Source organism: Thiothrix lacustris DSM 21227 (genome assembly GCF_000621325.1).
Taxonomy (GTDB): domain Bacteria; phylum Pseudomonadota; class Gammaproteobacteria; order Thiotrichales; family Thiotrichaceae; genus Thiothrix; species Thiothrix lacustris.
In genome coordinates this window covers 91,383-106,607 of the sequence record NZ_JHYQ01000014.1, presented here as the reverse complement: position 1 = coordinate 106,607, position 15,225 = coordinate 91,383, and the positions used below count along the sequence as shown (strand labels likewise).

Here is a 15,225-nt window from a genome sequence, read left to right as displayed (position 1 = left end):
TCGTCTGCCAGTATAACAGAATTCTCTTATTTAGGCAGCGTTCGGTAATACGACCTTCATACCTGCTTGATACCACGAGATAATCCCGCCACGTAGGTTGACCGCTTCGATGCCGGTGTTTTGTGACAGAAACATACATGCCTGAGCGGAACGCGCCCCGCTGCGGCAATAAAAAACGATGGTTTCATCTTTCGGCAGATCGTTCATGCGTAATGGCAGGGTATGCAAGGGCATGAACTCGGAATTTTCAATAATTCCCTGAGCCACTTCCGAAGCGGAACGCACATCAATCAGGCGGACTTTTTCACCAGAATCCAACATTTTTTGCAAACCAGCAGCGTCAACTTCACGAATTCCAAACATAAACGACCTTGCATCCCAATAAATATTAAAGCTTACTTATATTCTAATGGAGATAGGTTTCATGTCAAGTTGTCGTGGGTAAATTAGCAGCCTTTAATGCAGCTTGATGCGCGGGGTGGTTTTACGACGGATGAAGCCTGATACCGTATCCAGTGCCACTTTCCAAAAACCGTGCAGCCCGAACTGGTGTTTTTTATACAGCATATTGTACATAAAGCGGGCAATGTAACCTTCCACAAACAACGTGCCTTGGGCAAGGTTGCCCATCAAGCCGCCTGCTGCCCAGTTTTCACCCAGTGATATCAGCGAGCCGAAATCTTGATACTGAAAATCTTTCAGCGGTTTGCCATCCAGCCGGTGGTGTAGTTGTTGGGTGAGGTGCATGGCCTGTTGGTGAGCGGCTTGTGCCCTTGGCGGAACGAGTGTACCTGCATCCTTACCCAGCCAGGGCGCGGCGGCGCAATCCCCAAACGCGAAGATATTCTCATCCAGCGTGGTTTGCAGGGTGGGCTTGACCAGTAACTGGTTGATGCCATTGATCTCAAGGTTATCCATATTTTGCAGGCATACAAACGAGCGGATTCCCGCCGCCCACACCACCAGTTCAGCGGGGATGAATTCGCCAGAGGCCAGTTGTACACCATCCGCTTGCACGCCAGAAACGCGGGCATTGGTGCGTACATTCACCTGAAGTTTATTGAGGATGCGCATGGCTTCCCCGGCAATGCGTTCCGGTAAGGCAGGCAAGATGCGTGGCGCGGCTTCGATCAGGTTGAGGGTTACGTCGCGGTCAGCATCAATGCGTTCCAGCCCATAAGTGACCAGAGCACGCACACTCTTGTGCAGTTCGGCAGCCAGTTCAACGCCGGTTGCACCTGCACCGATGATGGCTACCTGTAACTGCCCGGCTTGCAGGTCTTGTGGCTGCGCATTGGCACGGATAAAGGCATTGACCAGCTTGCGGTGAAAACGCTCCGCCTGTTCCGCCGTGTCCATTTGGATCGCGTGTTCCGCTACGCCGGGAATATTGAAATCATGGGTGCGGCTACCAATCGCCACCACCAAGGTGTCGTAAGGAATCGCGCGATCAGGGGTAACGGTATCGCCATCTTCATCGGTATGCGAATCAATGAATACCAGCCGTTGAGTACGATCAACCTTGCTCATGGCGCCAATGCGATAGCGGAAGTGGTGCCAGTGCGCTTGGGCAAGGTAGTCGATTTCGTGCAAGGTGTAATCCATGCTGCCGGAAGCGATTTCGTGCAGCATGGGTTTCCAGATGTGGGTACGGTTCTTGTCAATCAAGGTAATGTGTGCACTGCGCTGTTTACCGAGACTGTCACCCAACAGGGTAGCCAGTTCTAAGCCGCCTGCACCACCGCCCACGATCACTATACGGTGCATACCTTCCCCATCTGGGGTATGAATTTGCATAAGGATTCTCGCCATTAAGGATATTGCGGTGGAGCTTAGCTTAAGGTTAAAGCCTTGGCAAAAGGTTGGTATGTAATGTGGTTGCCGCTTGTTGCAGGGCTTGTTGCAAGGTGATTTCATGCATCCCATGCCCCGCTTGCTCTACCGCTACCTGTTGGCACTGTGGCAAAGCCTCCACGAGCAAGAGAGTACTAGCATAACGACATACCTGATCATTAATGCCATGTACCAGAATTGCGGGAATATCGCGGATAGCCTCCAGCCCCGGCAGGACACCTTGCGGGCTGAGGAAAAACTGCTGGGCACAGTAATGGCTATACACGCGAGCGCGATGGATGCTCCGCTGCCAACTGGTCGGATCAGGGTTAAAGGTTGGTGTCGCCAGTCGCATGACGGTGCATTCCCACGCATCCCATGCCAGCGCGTAACGGTAAGCGGCTTCCTGAGTGGTTTGCGGGTTAAGTAACTGCTGGTACAAGCCGTGGATCGGGTTGGCGCCATCCACCGTACCCAAGGCTTGGCGTAATGCCTGATACGCTGTCGGAAACTGTTGAGCAACCCCGTGCGGCATACTGAACCATTCCCAATCCTCCTGTCGTGCCAGAAATGCCCCGCGTAATAGCAAGCCTAGCACCTGTTGCGGGTAACGTTTCGCGTATTCCAGCGCCAATGTCGCGCCCCATGAACCGCCGTACACGACCCATTGGGCAATGCCTAGATGCAGGCGCAAAGCGTCCATATCCTGTATCAATGCAGCGGTATGGTTACCCAATAAGCTACCGCCAGGTGTCGACTGCCCACAGCCGCGCTGGTCAAACTGGATAATGCGGAAACCTTGTGGATACAACAGCTTGGCTTGTGCCGGATGGCAACTCGAACCGGGGCCGCCGTGCACAAACAGCAAAGGAATACCCATCGGATGACCAAATTCGGCGTAATGCAGCACATGGCCTTGTGTGACAGGCAGATTCATAACTGGGTTGGCGTCGTTTCTACGTGAGACTCCCCCGATAACTGGAAGAAGGCTTCCAGTAAGGACGTGGTGTGGGTTTGGGTCATCAGTGCTATCGGGGTGTCTTGCGCTAACAATTTGCCCTTGTGCATCACCAGTACCTGATCGGCTTGTTCGGCTTCATCCATCAAATGGGTGGCCCACAAGACACACAAGCCTTGCTCGCGGCACAAGCGGTGGACGTAAGCCAGCAAGGTGGCGCGGGAAGCGGGGTCAAGGCCGACGGTGGCTTCATCCATCAACAGCAATTTCGGTTCGGTTAAGAGTGCACGCGCCAGTTCCACCTTGCGGCGATTGCCACCGCTGAGGTTGCGACAAGGCGTGGGGGCAAGGTCGGCGATTTCCAGTTGGGTGAGGACGTGGGCACTGCGGGCGCGGATGTCGGCTTTACCCATGCCATGCAAACGCCCGTAAAAGTCCAGATTAGTTTGCACGCTGAGGTCAAGATCAAGCGCGGGTTGCTGGAACACCACGCCCATCTGCGCCAGTGCTTGCGGCAAGTGTTGGCGAATGCTGATGCTGTTGAGGTGAATATCGCCCTGATCCGGCGCGAATAGTCCGGTCAACAGTTGGAAGAGGGTGGATTTCCCCGCTCCATTGGGTCCCAGCAAGGCATGAAAGCCGCTGCCAAGCTGGAAACTCACCTGATTCACAGCACACAGTTTGCCGTAGTGCTTGCTGATCGCAACGACGGACAGGATAGGTAATTCAGGCATGTGGAAATTCCTCAGAAGTCCGGTCAAGCAGGCCGGAAAGCAGTGCCGGGTATTGTTGCAGCAGTTCAGCCTGCAAGGGTTGTAAGGCGCTGGTATTCAGTGGGCGCGGGCGTTGCAGCGGCACGCGGTAATCCAGAATCACCTTAGCAGGGCGTGGCGATAAGAATAGCACTCTATCCGCCAGCAACAAGGCTTCGTTCAAACTGTGGGTGACAAACAGCACGGTCGGCTGGCTTTCTGCCCACAGCTTCAGCAGCAACTGGCGTAAGTCTTGTGCGGTGGGTTCATCCAGCGACTGAAAGGGTTCATCCATCAGCAACAGGCTGGGCTGGGTCACGAAGGCGCGTACCAGTGCGGCGCGGCGTTTCATTCCGCCCGACAGTTGATTGGGGAAGCTGTCACGGAAATCCTGCAAACCGAGCTGCTGCAACAGCGTCTCCATGCGGGCAAAGCGTGCGTTGTCGTGCTGGCGTTGCGGTGCCTCCAGCACCAGCCGGATGTTATCCGCGACACTTAGCCAAGGCAGCAAACGCGGTTCCTGAAACATGAAACTTAAGGTAGTGTCCGGCGGGGAGTGGATTTGCCCAGTGAAATCGGTATCCAGCCCTGCAATCATATTCAACAAGGTGCTTTTGCCCGTCCCCGAAGGCCCCACTAGCGCGATGAATTCGCCTTGATTGGCACTAAAACGCAAATCCTGCACCGCACAGACGCCGTTTGGGTAGACTTTGCGTTGTAAATCAACGGATAGAAGATTCATGTGCGCCACCGATTCAAATGCCGCTCCAGCGGGCGTAGCAGCAAGGCTTCCAGCGCCAGCACAATCAGCGCAAACGCCAGTGTGTAGGCCAGAATCCCGCTAATGTCGAAAAAGTGGAAGTAATTGCCCAATTGGAAACCGACGCCATTACTACGCCCCAACAGTTCCACCACCAGCACGATTTTCCAGATCAGCGCCAGCCCGTTACGCGCTGCGCCGAACAAATAGGGGTAAAGTTGTGGCAGGTAGACGCTGCGGAAGGTTTGCCAGCGTGACAGCCGATAGACTTGCGCGACTTGCAGCAAGTCGTGGTCGATGGCGCGAGCGCCTTCGCGCAGGGTGACGATCACCATCGGGATTTTGTTCAAGGCCACCGCCAGCACCGCTGCGGTTTCGCCCAAGCCCAGCCAGATGTAGCAGAGGATAATGGTGACGAGCGCGGGAATATTGAGGCCGAGGATCAGCAGCACATCCAGCGCATTATCCCACGCTTTGCGGCTGCCCATGAGAATGCCAATGGCGACCCCGACCAGCATCGCCAGCGTGAAACTGACGATAACCCGCAGCAGGGTGATGCCGAGATGAAACAGTAATTCACCGTTGACGAGCTGTTGCCACAAGGTTTCCAGCACTGCCAGCGGGCTGGGCAGGGAATGGCTGGCTAGCAGTAACGCGAGCAGTTGCCAAGCCAGCAAAAAGCCGCCTAGCACTAGCACCCGCACGTAACGCTGATTCAGCTTCACTTCGCGCAAGCAGGCAGGCTGAAGTCAGGCCAGAACACGCCTGTGTCCAACGCGGTTGCGGTGCCGACCAGCTTTTCGCCACCGACTTCAGCCAGAATGCGGAAGGTATCCGCCGCTGCCTGCTTTTCCTTGTCGCCAAAACAGGTGGGAATGCCTGCACGGAAACCGTCGCGCAGGGCGGTAAACACGGCGTCGTCATCGGCTTTCAGGCGCGGGCGCAGGCGTACCCATTCGGCATCGTCATCTTGCATGATGTGCTTGGCGGCATACGAGGCTTTGAGGAAACCGTTGACGCTGGCGGCGTGTTCCTTTGCCCATTTTTCGCTGAAGACCCAGCCAAGCAGCGGTAGGTCACGCGGGATGCCTAAGCCTTCCAGCGTATCGGGCACGGTGATGATGCTGCGTAGCCCGGCGGCCTTGAGGCGGGCGGCGTAGTTCCAGAAGTTCAGCACTGCATCCAAATCGCCGCGTTGCATCAGCGCATTCAGCAGCGGGGGCGCGGCGTATTGCGGCTCGGTGTCGGCTTGCAAATCCAGCGTCTGTTGTTGCTGGGCAAAGGCGCGTAACAGCAGCCAGCTTTTGTCGGACGCGCCGCCCGCCACGCCGAGTTTTTTGCCTTTGAGGTCGGCTAGCGTTTTGATGGGGCTATCGGCCTTGACCAGCAATTCGCCGACCGCGTTGGAGTAGGGGAACAGGGTGTAATCAACATCGGCAGCGCGTTGGCGGGCGACCCATACCCAGTCAGAGACAATGATGTCGACCGCGCCACCTTGTAGCGCAACGGTGGAGGCATCGGCGGAAGCGAGCGGCACGATTTCTAGATCAATGCCTTGTTGTTCGGCGAGTTTGTGGGTTTGGATGACGTCCATTTCCCAGTTGACCGTGCCGAATTCCAGCACGCCAACGCGGACTTTTTCCAGCGCGAAGGCGGGTGATGTTAGCCCTGTGAGTAAACCCAAAACGGCGATACAGCGCACCCAGTAAAGACGGTATGAACCCGACATAATGTCCTCCTCCACGATGACATGAAGGCTTCTTGATACCGCAAAGCAGGGGGGAATACTACCCACCTTTTACCAACCTGCGGGGATCCAGAACAATTGTGGAATGGCTTTATCAGATTTGAGGAAAATGGTTATTGTGCACTCTAACCCGCAACGTGCCACTGTCAAAGCTGTAAACCGCCTCAATGGGTTCGCCCCATTGCTTGGCAGTCTGTTTGGCTTTGTAAATGATCAACGTGTCAGGAAAATCGGGCAGCTTGAGCTTTTTGCCTGTTTCATCTTGGGTAGAGCGTTCAGTGCGGAATTCACTTAATGCAGCCCACACGACTTGGGGATTTTCAAACACGATGTTTGGCTCGCTCAGCAAGTCACTGATCAGTTTGATAATGTCATCACGGCTGGCTTGGTACTTTTTACCGCTCAATATCCAGACTGTTTCGATCAACACAACATCTGTCACCAATACCTTGGCGTGTCGCTCAATTAACTGGGTAGCCAATGGGGATTGCTGTTCATTTCTTCTTCTTTGCCTGTCACTGCTTGGTAGAGTGAGAGGTCAATCTCGAGCTAGTCGTCTCAACAGTTTACATTTTGCTCAAAATAAAACTGTGATAGCTATCAAACAACCTTTCTTATCCTCGAATAAGTCCATGCCGCGCTTGAACTTTCCCACCGACCCCCTGTCTTTTGTTGTATCAATACAATCATCACACGGGGGCATATTGGTATGAAACAACTTCTTCTGGCTACCACACTCTGCATGGGCTTGCTGAGTGGTTGTGCTGCAACCGCACCTGTTTTTTCAGGGCAAAATGATGGCGGTGTACAACATCCCGCCCCACCTACTGCCAGCTATTTTATCGCCAATCGTGACTTGCTGGCAGCCGAAACCAAGTGGCGGCAAAACAAGCCAGCGTACTACAGCTACACCTTGCAGCGTTCCTGCTTCTGCTCGCCGGAATTCCGGCAACCAATGGCCATTGCAGTATCCGGTAGTACCGTGACTAAAGCGACGCTGCAAGCAGATCAGACCCCCTTGCCGTTAGCACGTCGCACTGATGCTATCAGCATGGAAGGCTTGTTCGACATTATCCACAAGGCTGTCGACAGCAAGGCTGCCCGCATCGATGTGAAATACGATGAGCACTACGGCTACCCGCTCTCGGTCAGTGTTGACCAGAGTGTGCAGATTGCCGATGAGGAAATGTACTACACCGCTTCTGAATTCAAGGTCATGACCAAGGCAAAACCCAAAGCCAAAAAGACCGTGAAGAAGACTGTCAAAAAGTCGAACAAAAAATAAACCAAGGCAAATCCTGAAGGGTAGGGGCGAAAAATCTTGCGCCACTACCCGCCATTTACGCCCCAAACGTATTACAATACGGTACTTTAGCCATAACAATTAAAACAGCAGTACCACATGCCACAAACCACTGAACTTATCACTACCCTCAAAAAGCTGCTCAAGCGCCACAATAAAACCTATGTGGATGTTGCCGATTGCCTGCAACTTTCCGAAGCCAGCGTCAAACGCCTATTTTCCGAACAAAACCTTTCGCTGCAACGGCTGGATGATGTGTGTGCCTTGATGGGCATGGAAATTTCCGATCTGGTGCATGAAATGCGCTCCGAACACGCCAAGCCCATCAGCGAACTGACGCACGCACAGGAAAAGGAAATTGCCGACGACCTCAGCCTGCTGCTGGTGACAGTATTGGTACTCAATCGCTGGTCATGGCAGGACATCATTAGCCGTTACAATTTTAGTGAAGCGCAGGTCATCCGCTATCTGGCGCACCTTGACCGTTTGAACATTATCGAATTGCTGCCCGGCAATCGGATTAAGCTGCTGGTGGCTCCCAATTTTAAATGGCGTGACGATGGCCCTATCATGAAACTGTTCCTCGCCAAGATCGAAACCGAGTTTTTCCGCACCCGTTTCAGCAAAACCCATGAAAAGCTGGTGGTGTTGAATGGCATGTTGAGCGATGCCAGCAATGCATTATTCCAGCGTAAAATGGCGCAATTGGCGAAAGATTTCGATGCACTGAGCAAGGATGACGCCAGCCTGCCACTGGGGGAGCGTAAGGGTTCTACCGTCTTGCTGGCTTTGCGTGATTGGGATTACGAGCGCTTGTTCGGTGAGCAACGTAAGCAAGGACGGGGATGGTCGTAGTAAAGGCAGACCATTTGTAGGTTAAACATGCCCTTACTAACTATTTTTTCTTGAAATGTGTTCAGTTGCACTGTACGTTTAAGGCAGAGTGTAGCTATATAATTCACAGCTATAGCCCAAGAGCAAGGAACGCGAATAGGGCATATTACCCTGTTTAATTTGGTTATTTTAGTTTTGGTTGGCGCGAATCATTTATGAAACCCTCTGGCGTATTGACGCTTCTATTTGTCGCTTTATTTGTTGCATTTTTGGGCTATTCCCTCGCCAAAAGTGACAAACCCGTTACGGCAGCGGAAGTGAAAACGCAATTGCAGCTGGATGATGATAAGCAAGAGCATGAAATTACCTTGAAACAATTCGACTTGCAGCGCGATCTGGAATTAAACCGCCAGCAACTCGATTATCAAGCCTATCTCCAGCAACAAACCTTGAACCATGATGCGCAATTAGCCCAGCTAAAAATGCAAAAAGAATTAGCCAACGAACAATGGAAATCCAACAGCGAAGTACAAATAGCGCAACAAAAGCAGCAAGCGCAAACGACGCTCAAACAGCTTGAGCTGGATGCTCAATCCACCCTGAACCAACAAAAGTTAGCGGCTGAAAGCACACATTTGGGCATAACCCTCCAGCACGAGGAAGCCATGCAACGTCAAACGGCCGAAACCACCGAGAGGCACATTTATGTGTTATCCGGTGCGGGAGTGGGGATTATTCTGGTTCTCTCGGCAGCTAGTGCGGTTTTCTTCCACATCTGGCGGCGCTCGCGTCTGGAAATGACCGAATTACATCAGCAACACCATTACCAAATTGAAGAACGCAAATTGACGCACGAAGTGCGCATGAAAGTGCTGGATGTTATCGTCAAATTCCCCCCCGAAGAACGCGCCGACATTATCATGCAGGTTATCAGCCCCACCGCTGCTCCGGCGCACGAGCAAAGTGTCACGGTACTGGACATGCCTCTAGAGGAACCTGATACCGACGCCAAACCTAGGGAAACTGCCGCTGTGAAAACATTAGGCTATTCTTCCTTACCCACCTTGGCACTGATGCCCATCCATGACAGTAAACCGTTGGTTGCGCAGCACATATCCAAAATCATGAAGGGCAAATCATCATTGACACAAAGAGTATGAATCAACGCATTTACACCCAAAGCTGGGATGATTACGAACTGCTCGATGCAGGCAATGGTAAAAAGCTGGAGCGTTGGGGGAACATCCTCACCATCCGCCCCGATGTGCAAGCCTATTTCAAGCCGGGTACGCCTTACAGTGAATGGCGCACGCTGGCGCATTGGGAATTCATCGAAACCGACAAGCATTCTGGCACTTGGCACGCCTTGCGCGATGCGGCACCTACCACGTGGGAAATCGGTTATAAGCACCTACGCTTCCGACTGGAATTGACCCGTTTCAAACACCTTGGCCTGTTCCCCGAACAGCGCAGCAACTGGGATTTTATTGCCGAACATCTGCCTGCCGAGGGGCGTTTCCTCAACCTGTTTGCGTATACCGGCGCAGCATCATGCGTGGCAAGGCAAACCGGGGCGGAAACCTTGCATGTCGATTCCATCAAACAACTGCTGACGTGGGCGCACACCAATATGGAGCGCAGCGGGCTGGCTGACGTTAAGTGGGTACGTGAAGACGCACTCAAGTTCGTCGAACGTGAACTCAAGCGTGGCAGGCATTATCAAGGCATTATTATGGACCCGCCCGCGTGGGGCTTGGGCACAAAAGGCGAAAAGTGGAAGCTTGATAATAAGTTGGAAGCCTTGCTGGAAGGTGTGCAGGGTTTGCTGGCGAAGGATGGTTTCCTGATCCTTAATACCTATTCGCCGACCATCGGCTTGCCGGAAATTACCCGGCTGGCACATCAGTATTTCAAACCACGAGATTGCGAAATTCGCGAGTTGTGGATGCAAACCAGCACGGGTAAAGCGTTGTTCTACGGTAATTTGCTACGGGTGGTAGGCAACCGCAGCAAATAACCTTAAGCACCCATCATGCCGCGACAGGCTTCATACCAACGCCCGAACGTGGGGTTGGTGAGCGCCGCTGCTTCGAGGATGCCCATGCCTTGGGCGGAACGTAAGACGCCGAAGACGCTCGTGTCCACCAAGCTGGGTTGTTCCCCGCCATAAAAGGCTTTGTTTTCCAGACCCTTATCGACCCAATGCGCCAGCGCTGCTTGAAACTCGCTTTCAGGATTCTGGATCTGGTGTTTCAGCTTCATTTTGTTGGCGACACGTGGCATGACCAGCGCCCCGGCCAAGCGCACGAAGAAGCGTTTTAACGCCCCATCTTTACTAACCGCCATCAACAGCCCAAGGTTTTTGAACGATTTGCCGATGTTGGGGTGAATCAAGGGTGGCAAGTAATGTACTAGAGTGTTATCCACCCACGCCTGCCATTCATCATCCTGCGGGGCGGGAAGCAAATCTGCGTATTTGTCGTTGAGGTAACGCACAATCGCGCTGGATTCCACCACGATTTCCGCACCGTCTTTCAGCACAGGCACTTTTTTATGGTCGGTAAAATCCAGCTCCTTCATGCCAAACGGGGTGACTTCCACCACGTCATAGGGGATGTGGGTGTAGTTCATGAAGGCTTTCACCTTCCAGCAAAACGGGCAGGAATTAAATTGATACAGGGTTAACATGGGGTCATTTCGCTTAAATCAGAGGTGGGCTATATCTTACAACATGCTGGTATACTCGCACCAATAAACGATGCATTAGCAGGAACACCATGACACTGACCGACACACTCGACGCGCTTAAATACAATGCTGATGGCCTGATCCCCGCCATTGCCCAGCAACACGATACCCACGAAGTCCTGATGATGGCGTGGATGAACCGGGAAAGTATCGAAGAAACCCTGCAAACTGGGCGCGTTTGTTACTGGTCACGTTCGCGCAACAAGTTCTGGCGCAAGGGCGAGTCCTCCGGGCAAATGCAAGTATTGAAAGAATTGCGCATTGATTGCGATGCCGACACAATTTTGCTGCTGGTGGATCAGACTGGGCCTGCTTGCCATACCGGGCGGCGTTCCTGCTTTTACAACAAGGTGGAAGGCGATCAGGTCATCATTGACCGTGACGTGCTGATTGACCCGCAAACGCTCTACGCTTGATGGAAGTCTGGCAGTATGCTGCTGCAACGGCGATTGTGGTGCTGGCGTATTTCATCCGGGGCATTGCAGGGTTTGGGTCGGGCTTGATTGCCGTGCCCTTGCTGGCGCTGTTTTTGCCACTGACGTTTGTTGTACCCAGCATTCTGCTGCTGGATTTCACCGCGTCGCTGGTGATGGGTGGGCTGGACTTGAAGCGGGTGCAATGGCAGGAAATCAATATCCTGATTCCGTTTAGCCTGCTGGGGGTGATCATTGGCACGCAATTGCTGGTGAATCTGCCGATGACGCCAATGTTGTTGGCACTGGCGGCGTTCATTTTAGTCTTTGCCATCCGCAGTTTGCTGAATCTCAAGGGTGAAAAGCCGATTTCACGCGGCTGGGCAGTGCCTGCGGCCTTGACGGGCGGAACGGTGGGCGGCTTGTTTGGCACGGGTGGCCCCCCGTATGTGATTTACCTGAACCACCGGATCCACGACAAAAGCTTGTTGCGAGCCACGTTTTCGGCGCTGTTTTTCATCGAAGGTGCAGTGCGTATTGTGACGTTTTTTATCGCCGGGCTGCTGATGGCGCAAACGGTGTGGTGGAGTGCCTTGTTTGCCTTGCCTATTATGTTGGGGGCATTGTGGGCAGGCGGGCGGGTGCATACGGGGCTAACACAAGCGCAGATGACGCGCCTGATTGGGATATTGTTACTGCTGGCGAGTGTGTCGCTGACCTTGAAAGCTATTCTGTAGTGGGTATGGGTGTGCTGCTAGTCGCTAAGGGCAATGGGTTCGGCGGCCTGTAACGGCAACCCTGCTTCTGCCCAGCCATCCGTGCCATCCTTGAACCAATACACCTGCGTGTAACCGTACTGGCGTACCCGCTGCACGGCATTCCACGACATCCAACAATCCGCTACGCAAAAGAACACCAGCGGTTTGTGTTTGTCGCCGCCGCTCAAACGTTGCAGGTTGGTTTGCAAATACGTGTCGATTTCCGGCGCTAACTCCCCGTAACCGACGTTCGGCAACCACACCGCGTTCGGCAAACTTTCATGCACATCATTTGGCAGCCAGACGCTGGGGAAGCCTGTTTCCTGACGCAACAGAATCGCCCACACATCAATCAGCACGGGGGATTCAGGGCGTTGCAGCAGGGTTTGTAAGGCTGTCACATTCAGCGTGATGCCATTGGGAACACACGCCGGGGTTGCCCCCCGGTAATGTGCCATTTTTAACCCCGCTGGCATATCCGGGGTACGTTCACAGTCAGCTAAACCCCAATCCGGCTGACAAGCAGGTAAGCAAAGGCAATAGAGTGGGAGGAGGAGATTGCCCCATTTCATTCTGCTGGCTTCGCCGGTTTCAGGTGTGCTTGTTCCAGCGCCGGGTACAGATGGCTGACCGAGCGCCGTAATTCATGTTGCACCAACGCGACGTGTTGGAAGTCGGCTGGGATCGGTGTTTGCATTACCTCCAACATATCCAGCCCGTGTGCGGCGGCATCTTCAAGCGTGGTTTGCAGCCATTGCAAATACGCACGGGTTTGTTGAATCGGGGCGGTGTCGCTGGCGACGTTGCCATGCCCCGGCACGAGCGTTTTAAAGGGCAAGGCTTGCAAGCTATCCAACGTTGTTAACCACATCGCCAGCGTTGCGTGTGGGGTCGTTGCCGCACGGTTATTGAACACTAGGTCGCCGGAAAACAAGACACCGGTGGTGTGATCAAACAGCACTAAATCGCCAGCGGTATGCCCTTGCAGGGCAATCACTTCCAGTTCATGCCCACCGACGGTTTCCTTGCCTGCTTTGGCATCTTGGGTGGGCGGGGTGACGCGGGTATCGCGCATCCAATCGCCGACCATACGGTACATATTGCCGCTGAACATTTCACCTTCCGCCTTGATGCCGTCACGGGTTGCGGGTAGGGCGTAAATCGGCACATCGGTATACGTTTGATTGCCCAGAAAGTGGTCGGGGTGGTGATGGGTAATGTACACACGCACCACTTTTTTGCCAGTAAGCTTTTCAATCACCGCGCGTTGTTGTTCGCCAAAACGCCGCGATACGCCGGTATCAATGACTACCACGCCCGCAGTGGTGACAATAAAGCCGGTGTTGACGATGAAACCGCCATTCTGTTTGGAAAAATCCTCGGTTTTGCCTTCGATGACGTAGGTGTCGGTGGCCACTGGCTGCGGTTGTAGTGGGTACTCGAAACTCTCCGCCACTGCCGTAGCGTTTACCAGTAACAGCATGAGTAACCAGCGTTTCATGGGGTTACCTCCGCTGCAATCTTGTTGCCGTTGTTGTCGCGTCCTTCCAGTGTGAAGGTGGTGTTTTTGCCGACATCCAGGCTCAGCATGGGGTTTTCACTGATCGGCTCGTACAGGTCGAGTTCGGCCAGTACCTGACCTTGCGCGTCTTTGACGTTGAGGTTTTCAATGTGGAAGGTGGGAATGCCGCTGGCTAAGCCAGTATCCATCGGGTGCATGACGCGGATGCGCAAGCGATTGTTGTCGGGGTTTTCCCATACATTAGCCGAGACTTGCCCCAGCGTTTTGCTCCAGTCACCGCTGGATGTGCCGAGACTGGGTAAGGTGCAACCGCCGCCTGCCGCTTCGACATACGTGCCGCCAACATGCCATAGCCCGTCAGCCGTTTTCACGGCGACCCGCACCGGGCTGCCTTGTTGCAACTTCATGCGGAAGGCAAGGTTCGGGGCGATGGTTTTGGGGCGAAAGTTCAGCACGTGTGGCAGCGGGTTGAGATCCGCAAACACGCGCATTTCCTGTATTCCCTGCAAGTCCGTCACCCGTAAGGCGATGGGAACATTGAGTGAATCTTCCGCCTCTGGTGGGGCTTCCACCGTTACCTTGCTGTCGAAGGTGTACGGCTCGCCGTTGAGGAAACGCGTGTGCATCGCCTCCCATTGCGGGGAGTTGAGGGGGTCAGGTTCTGCCGCTACTGCCGTTTGACAGAGCAGGCAGAACACCAGCCATCGACCATGCCTGATCATAAAGCCTTCACTTCTGGGCGGTTGCCACAGGGGGTTCTGCTGCTGGGTTGTACGTCAGTTTGTATTGCTCGAAAATCTTTTTCACGGAGCCGTCTTTAACCAACTCTGCCATCGCGCCATCCACGGCGCTGGCGAGGTCGGCATTATCGGCTTTCACCGCCACGCCCATCGCCCAACTGCCACGGCCTAAACCGGGGGTAATCAAACCTTGAATTTGGATATTGTCCGGGCGTTCGCTTAACACGCCTTCGAGTTCACCGCGTGGCCCCATAATGCCTGCAATTTCACCTTTTTTCAGGGCATCGGCGGCTTGCGTAAGGTTGGGGAAATGCCGGATATTTTTGCTAATTTGCCCTTGTAAGGCTTCCAGCAAGTAAAAGTCGCTGAGGGTGTCGATTTCAACCCCGATGGGGGCGCTGGTGAAATTCGCTAGCGTCGGTTGCTTACCCACTTTGCTGGTATCAAAGGCAAACGTGACTTGCTCCATCTGATACGGGGCGACGAATTTGACCTTATCCACTTTGTCGGAAAAAGCATTGTCGTAAGGCATGTGTAACATCACATCGGTAACACCACCGCCGAGGTAATGGCCTTTCCAAACGTTATTGCGTAGGTCGTCTTCGACGTTTTCATCGGCACTGACCAGCCGAATTTCGCTTTTTACACCCAGTTTTTGGGCGAGGGCTTCGGCAATGGCGACGTCTACGCCTTGTTGTTTGCCATCAATCACGGATGAATACGGGGGGAATTCTTTGTACAGGGAAATGCTTAACACGCCTTTGGTTTTGACTTCCTCCAGCGTACCAGCGTAGAGCGGGGCAGCGAATAATAGGGCGCTTAACCCGAGTGTGCTTAATGTGGTCAATTTCATGGTG

19 protein-coding genes are annotated in these 15,225 nt (G+C 53.7%); 6 read left to right on the top strand and 13 right to left on the bottom strand.

What is annotated here, in order from left to right:
- Positions 1-30 precede the first annotated feature (30 nt).
- From Q394_RS0107920 to Q394_RS19560, 8 genes are all read right to left on the bottom strand, one after another.
- Entirely contained in the window at positions 31-363 is a 333-nt protein-coding gene (locus tag Q394_RS0107920; RefSeq protein ID WP_028488804.1) for a rhodanese-like domain-containing protein, read from the bottom strand.
- A gap of 93 nt (positions 364-456) precedes the next feature.
- Positions 457-1,797, bottom strand: a complete 1,341-nt coding sequence (locus Q394_RS0107915; RefSeq protein WP_028488803.1) for an NAD(P)/FAD-dependent oxidoreductase — start codon at positions 1,795-1,797, stop codon at positions 457-459.
- Positions 1,798-1,843: 46 nt separating this feature from the next.
- The gene (locus tag Q394_RS19565; RefSeq protein WP_051543105.1) at positions 1,844-2,770 is read right to left on the bottom strand and encodes an alpha/beta fold hydrolase; all 927 of its coding nucleotides are present in this window, start codon (positions 2,768-2,770) and stop codon (positions 1,844-1,846) included.
- Positions 2,767-3,525 carry an ATP-binding cassette domain-containing protein gene (locus tag Q394_RS0107905; protein ID WP_028488802.1) on the bottom strand — a complete coding sequence of 253 codons (759 nt, stop codon included), beginning with the start codon at positions 3,523-3,525 and terminating at the stop codon, positions 2,767-2,769. Before Q394_RS0107905 ends, Q394_RS19565 begins: the two co-directional genes overlap by 4 nt.
- Positions 3,518-4,285: an ABC transporter ATP-binding protein gene (locus Q394_RS0107900; RefSeq protein ID WP_028488801.1), complete on the bottom strand. Its 768-nt coding sequence runs from the start codon at positions 4,283-4,285 to the stop codon at positions 3,518-3,520. The genes Q394_RS0107905 and Q394_RS0107900 overlap by 8 nt, the downstream gene beginning before the upstream one ends.
- Positions 4,282-5,028 carry an ABC transporter permease gene (locus Q394_RS0107895; RefSeq protein WP_245606750.1) on the bottom strand — a complete coding sequence of 249 codons (747 nt, stop codon included), beginning with the start codon at positions 5,026-5,028 and terminating at the stop codon, positions 4,282-4,284. Before Q394_RS0107895 ends, Q394_RS0107900 begins: the two co-directional genes overlap by 4 nt.
- Positions 5,025-6,032: an ABC transporter substrate-binding protein gene (locus Q394_RS0107890; protein ID WP_084260392.1), complete on the bottom strand. Its 1,008-nt coding sequence runs from the start codon at positions 6,030-6,032 to the stop codon at positions 5,025-5,027. Before Q394_RS0107890 ends, Q394_RS0107895 begins: the two co-directional genes overlap by 4 nt.
- A 112-nt stretch (positions 6,033-6,144) precedes the next feature.
- Positions 6,145-6,531, bottom strand: coding sequence for a PIN domain-containing protein (locus Q394_RS19560; RefSeq protein ID WP_051543100.1), 387 nt, complete (start codon positions 6,529-6,531; stop codon positions 6,145-6,147).
- A gap of 228 nt (positions 6,532-6,759) precedes the next feature.
- On the opposite strand from Q394_RS19560, the gene Q394_RS0107880 reads away from it, so the two are divergent.
- From Q394_RS0107880 to Q394_RS0107865, 4 genes are all read left to right on the top strand, one after another.
- Entirely contained in the window at positions 6,760-7,335 is a 576-nt protein-coding gene (locus Q394_RS0107880) for a DUF6174 domain-containing protein (RefSeq protein ID WP_156946771.1), read from the top strand.
- Positions 7,336-7,452: 117 nt separating this feature from the next.
- Positions 7,453-8,208: a helix-turn-helix domain-containing protein gene (locus Q394_RS0107875; RefSeq protein ID WP_028488797.1), complete on the top strand. Its 756-nt coding sequence runs from the start codon at positions 7,453-7,455 to the stop codon at positions 8,206-8,208.
- A gap of 194 nt (positions 8,209-8,402) precedes the next feature.
- Positions 8,403-9,347, top strand: coding sequence for a hypothetical protein (locus Q394_RS0107870; RefSeq protein WP_028488796.1), 945 nt, complete (start codon positions 8,403-8,405; stop codon positions 9,345-9,347).
- A complete protein-coding gene (locus Q394_RS0107865) occupies positions 9,344-10,204 on the top strand; it encodes a class I SAM-dependent methyltransferase (protein ID WP_028488795.1) in 861 nt (286 codons plus the stop codon). Before Q394_RS0107870 ends, Q394_RS0107865 begins: the two co-directional genes overlap by 4 nt.
- Before the next feature lie 2 nt (positions 10,205-10,206).
- Here the strand turns inward: Q394_RS0107865 and Q394_RS21405 are convergent, their stop codons facing one another.
- Positions 10,207-10,875 (bottom strand): glutathione S-transferase N-terminal domain-containing protein, encoded by a 669-nt coding sequence (locus Q394_RS21405; protein ID WP_084260391.1) that lies wholly within the window; start codon positions 10,873-10,875, stop codon positions 10,207-10,209.
- Positions 10,876-10,964: 89 nt separating this feature from the next.
- Here Q394_RS21405 and hisI point away from each other — a divergent pair, with 89 nt between their 5' ends.
- Both hisI and Q394_RS0107850 read left to right on the top strand, forming a co-directional pair.
- The gene (gene hisI / locus Q394_RS0107855) at positions 10,965-11,351 is read left to right on the top strand and encodes a phosphoribosyl-AMP cyclohydrolase (RefSeq protein ID WP_051543097.1); all 387 of its coding nucleotides are present in this window, start codon (positions 10,965-10,967) and stop codon (positions 11,349-11,351) included.
- Complete coding sequence (locus Q394_RS0107850; RefSeq protein ID WP_028488792.1) at positions 11,351-12,085, top strand: sulfite exporter TauE/SafE family protein; 735 nt, start codon at positions 11,351-11,353, stop codon at positions 12,083-12,085. The genes hisI and Q394_RS0107850 overlap by 1 nt, the downstream gene beginning before the upstream one ends.
- A gap of 17 nt (positions 12,086-12,102) precedes the next feature.
- Here the strand turns inward: Q394_RS0107850 and Q394_RS0107845 are convergent, their stop codons facing one another.
- The 4 genes from Q394_RS0107845 to Q394_RS0107830 are packed head-to-tail and all read right to left on the bottom strand — an operon-like array spanning position 12,103 to position 15,221.
- A complete protein-coding gene (locus Q394_RS0107845) occupies positions 12,103-12,678 on the bottom strand; it encodes a rhodanese-like domain-containing protein (RefSeq protein ID WP_028488791.1) in 576 nt (191 codons plus the stop codon).
- Positions 12,675-13,607, bottom strand: coding sequence for a quinoprotein relay system zinc metallohydrolase 1 (locus Q394_RS0107840; RefSeq protein ID WP_028488790.1), 933 nt, complete (start codon positions 13,605-13,607; stop codon positions 12,675-12,677). The genes Q394_RS0107845 and Q394_RS0107840 overlap by 4 nt, the downstream gene beginning before the upstream one ends.
- Complete coding sequence (locus Q394_RS0107835) at positions 13,604-14,350, bottom strand: quinoprotein dehydrogenase-associated SoxYZ-like carrier (protein WP_028488789.1); 747 nt, start codon at positions 14,348-14,350, stop codon at positions 13,604-13,606. Before Q394_RS0107835 ends, Q394_RS0107840 begins: the two co-directional genes overlap by 4 nt.
- Before the next feature lie 7 nt (positions 14,351-14,357).
- Positions 14,358-15,221: a substrate-binding periplasmic protein gene (locus Q394_RS0107830; protein ID WP_028488788.1), complete on the bottom strand. Its 864-nt coding sequence runs from the start codon at positions 15,219-15,221 to the stop codon at positions 14,358-14,360.
- Between the last annotated feature and the right edge of the window lie 4 nt (positions 15,222-15,225).

What these genes read in the sequence shown, in the direction of transcription:
- Q394_RS0107840 (WP_028488790.1), bottom strand. Translation starts at nt 13,607, where the DNA reads ATGAAACGCTGGTTACTCATGCTGTTACTGGTAAACGCTACGGCAGTG.
- Q394_RS0107920 (WP_028488804.1), bottom strand. Translation starts at nt 363, where the DNA reads ATGTTTGGAATTCGTGAAGTTGACGCTGCTGGTTTGCAAAAAATGTTG.
- Q394_RS0107905 (WP_028488802.1), bottom strand. Translation starts at nt 3,525, where the DNA reads ATGCCTGAATTACCTATCCTGTCCGTCGTTGCGATCAGCAAGCACTAC.
- Q394_RS0107900 (WP_028488801.1), bottom strand. Translation starts at nt 4,285, where the DNA reads ATGAATCTTCTATCCGTTGATTTACAACGCAAAGTCTACCCAAACGGC.
- Q394_RS0107830 (WP_028488788.1), bottom strand. Translation starts at nt 15,221, where the DNA reads ATGAAATTGACCACATTAAGCACACTCGGGTTAAGCGCCCTATTATTC.
- Q394_RS0107870 (WP_028488796.1), top strand. Translation starts at nt 8,403, where the DNA reads ATGAAACCCTCTGGCGTATTGACGCTTCTATTTGTCGCTTTATTTGTT.
- Q394_RS0107835 (WP_028488789.1), bottom strand. Translation starts at nt 14,350, where the DNA reads ATGATCAGGCATGGTCGATGGCTGGTGTTCTGCCTGCTCTGTCAAACG.
- Q394_RS21405 (WP_084260391.1), bottom strand. Translation starts at nt 10,875, where the DNA reads ATGTTAACCCTGTATCAATTTAATTCCTGCCCGTTTTGCTGGAAGGTG.
- Q394_RS19565 (WP_051543105.1), bottom strand. Translation starts at nt 2,770, where the DNA reads ATGAATCTGCCTGTCACACAAGGCCATGTGCTGCATTACGCCGAATTT.
- Q394_RS0107880 (WP_156946771.1), top strand. Translation starts at nt 6,760, where the DNA reads ATGAAACAACTTCTTCTGGCTACCACACTCTGCATGGGCTTGCTGAGT.
- hisI (WP_051543097.1), top strand. Translation starts at nt 10,965, where the DNA reads ATGACACTGACCGACACACTCGACGCGCTTAAATACAATGCTGATGGC.
- Q394_RS0107875 (WP_028488797.1), top strand. Translation starts at nt 7,453, where the DNA reads ATGCCACAAACCACTGAACTTATCACTACCCTCAAAAAGCTGCTCAAG.
- Q394_RS0107845 (WP_028488791.1), bottom strand. Translation starts at nt 12,678, where the DNA reads ATGAAATGGGGCAATCTCCTCCTCCCACTCTATTGCCTTTGCTTACCT.
- Q394_RS0107850 (WP_028488792.1), top strand. Translation starts at nt 11,351, where the DNA reads ATGGAAGTCTGGCAGTATGCTGCTGCAACGGCGATTGTGGTGCTGGCG.
- Q394_RS0107865 (WP_028488795.1), top strand. Translation starts at nt 9,344, where the DNA reads ATGAATCAACGCATTTACACCCAAAGCTGGGATGATTACGAACTGCTC.
- Q394_RS0107890 (WP_084260392.1), bottom strand. Translation starts at nt 6,032, where the DNA reads ATGTCGGGTTCATACCGTCTTTACTGGGTGCGCTGTATCGCCGTTTTG.
- Q394_RS0107915 (WP_028488803.1), bottom strand. Translation starts at nt 1,797, where the DNA reads ATGCAAATTCATACCCCAGATGGGGAAGGTATGCACCGTATAGTGATC.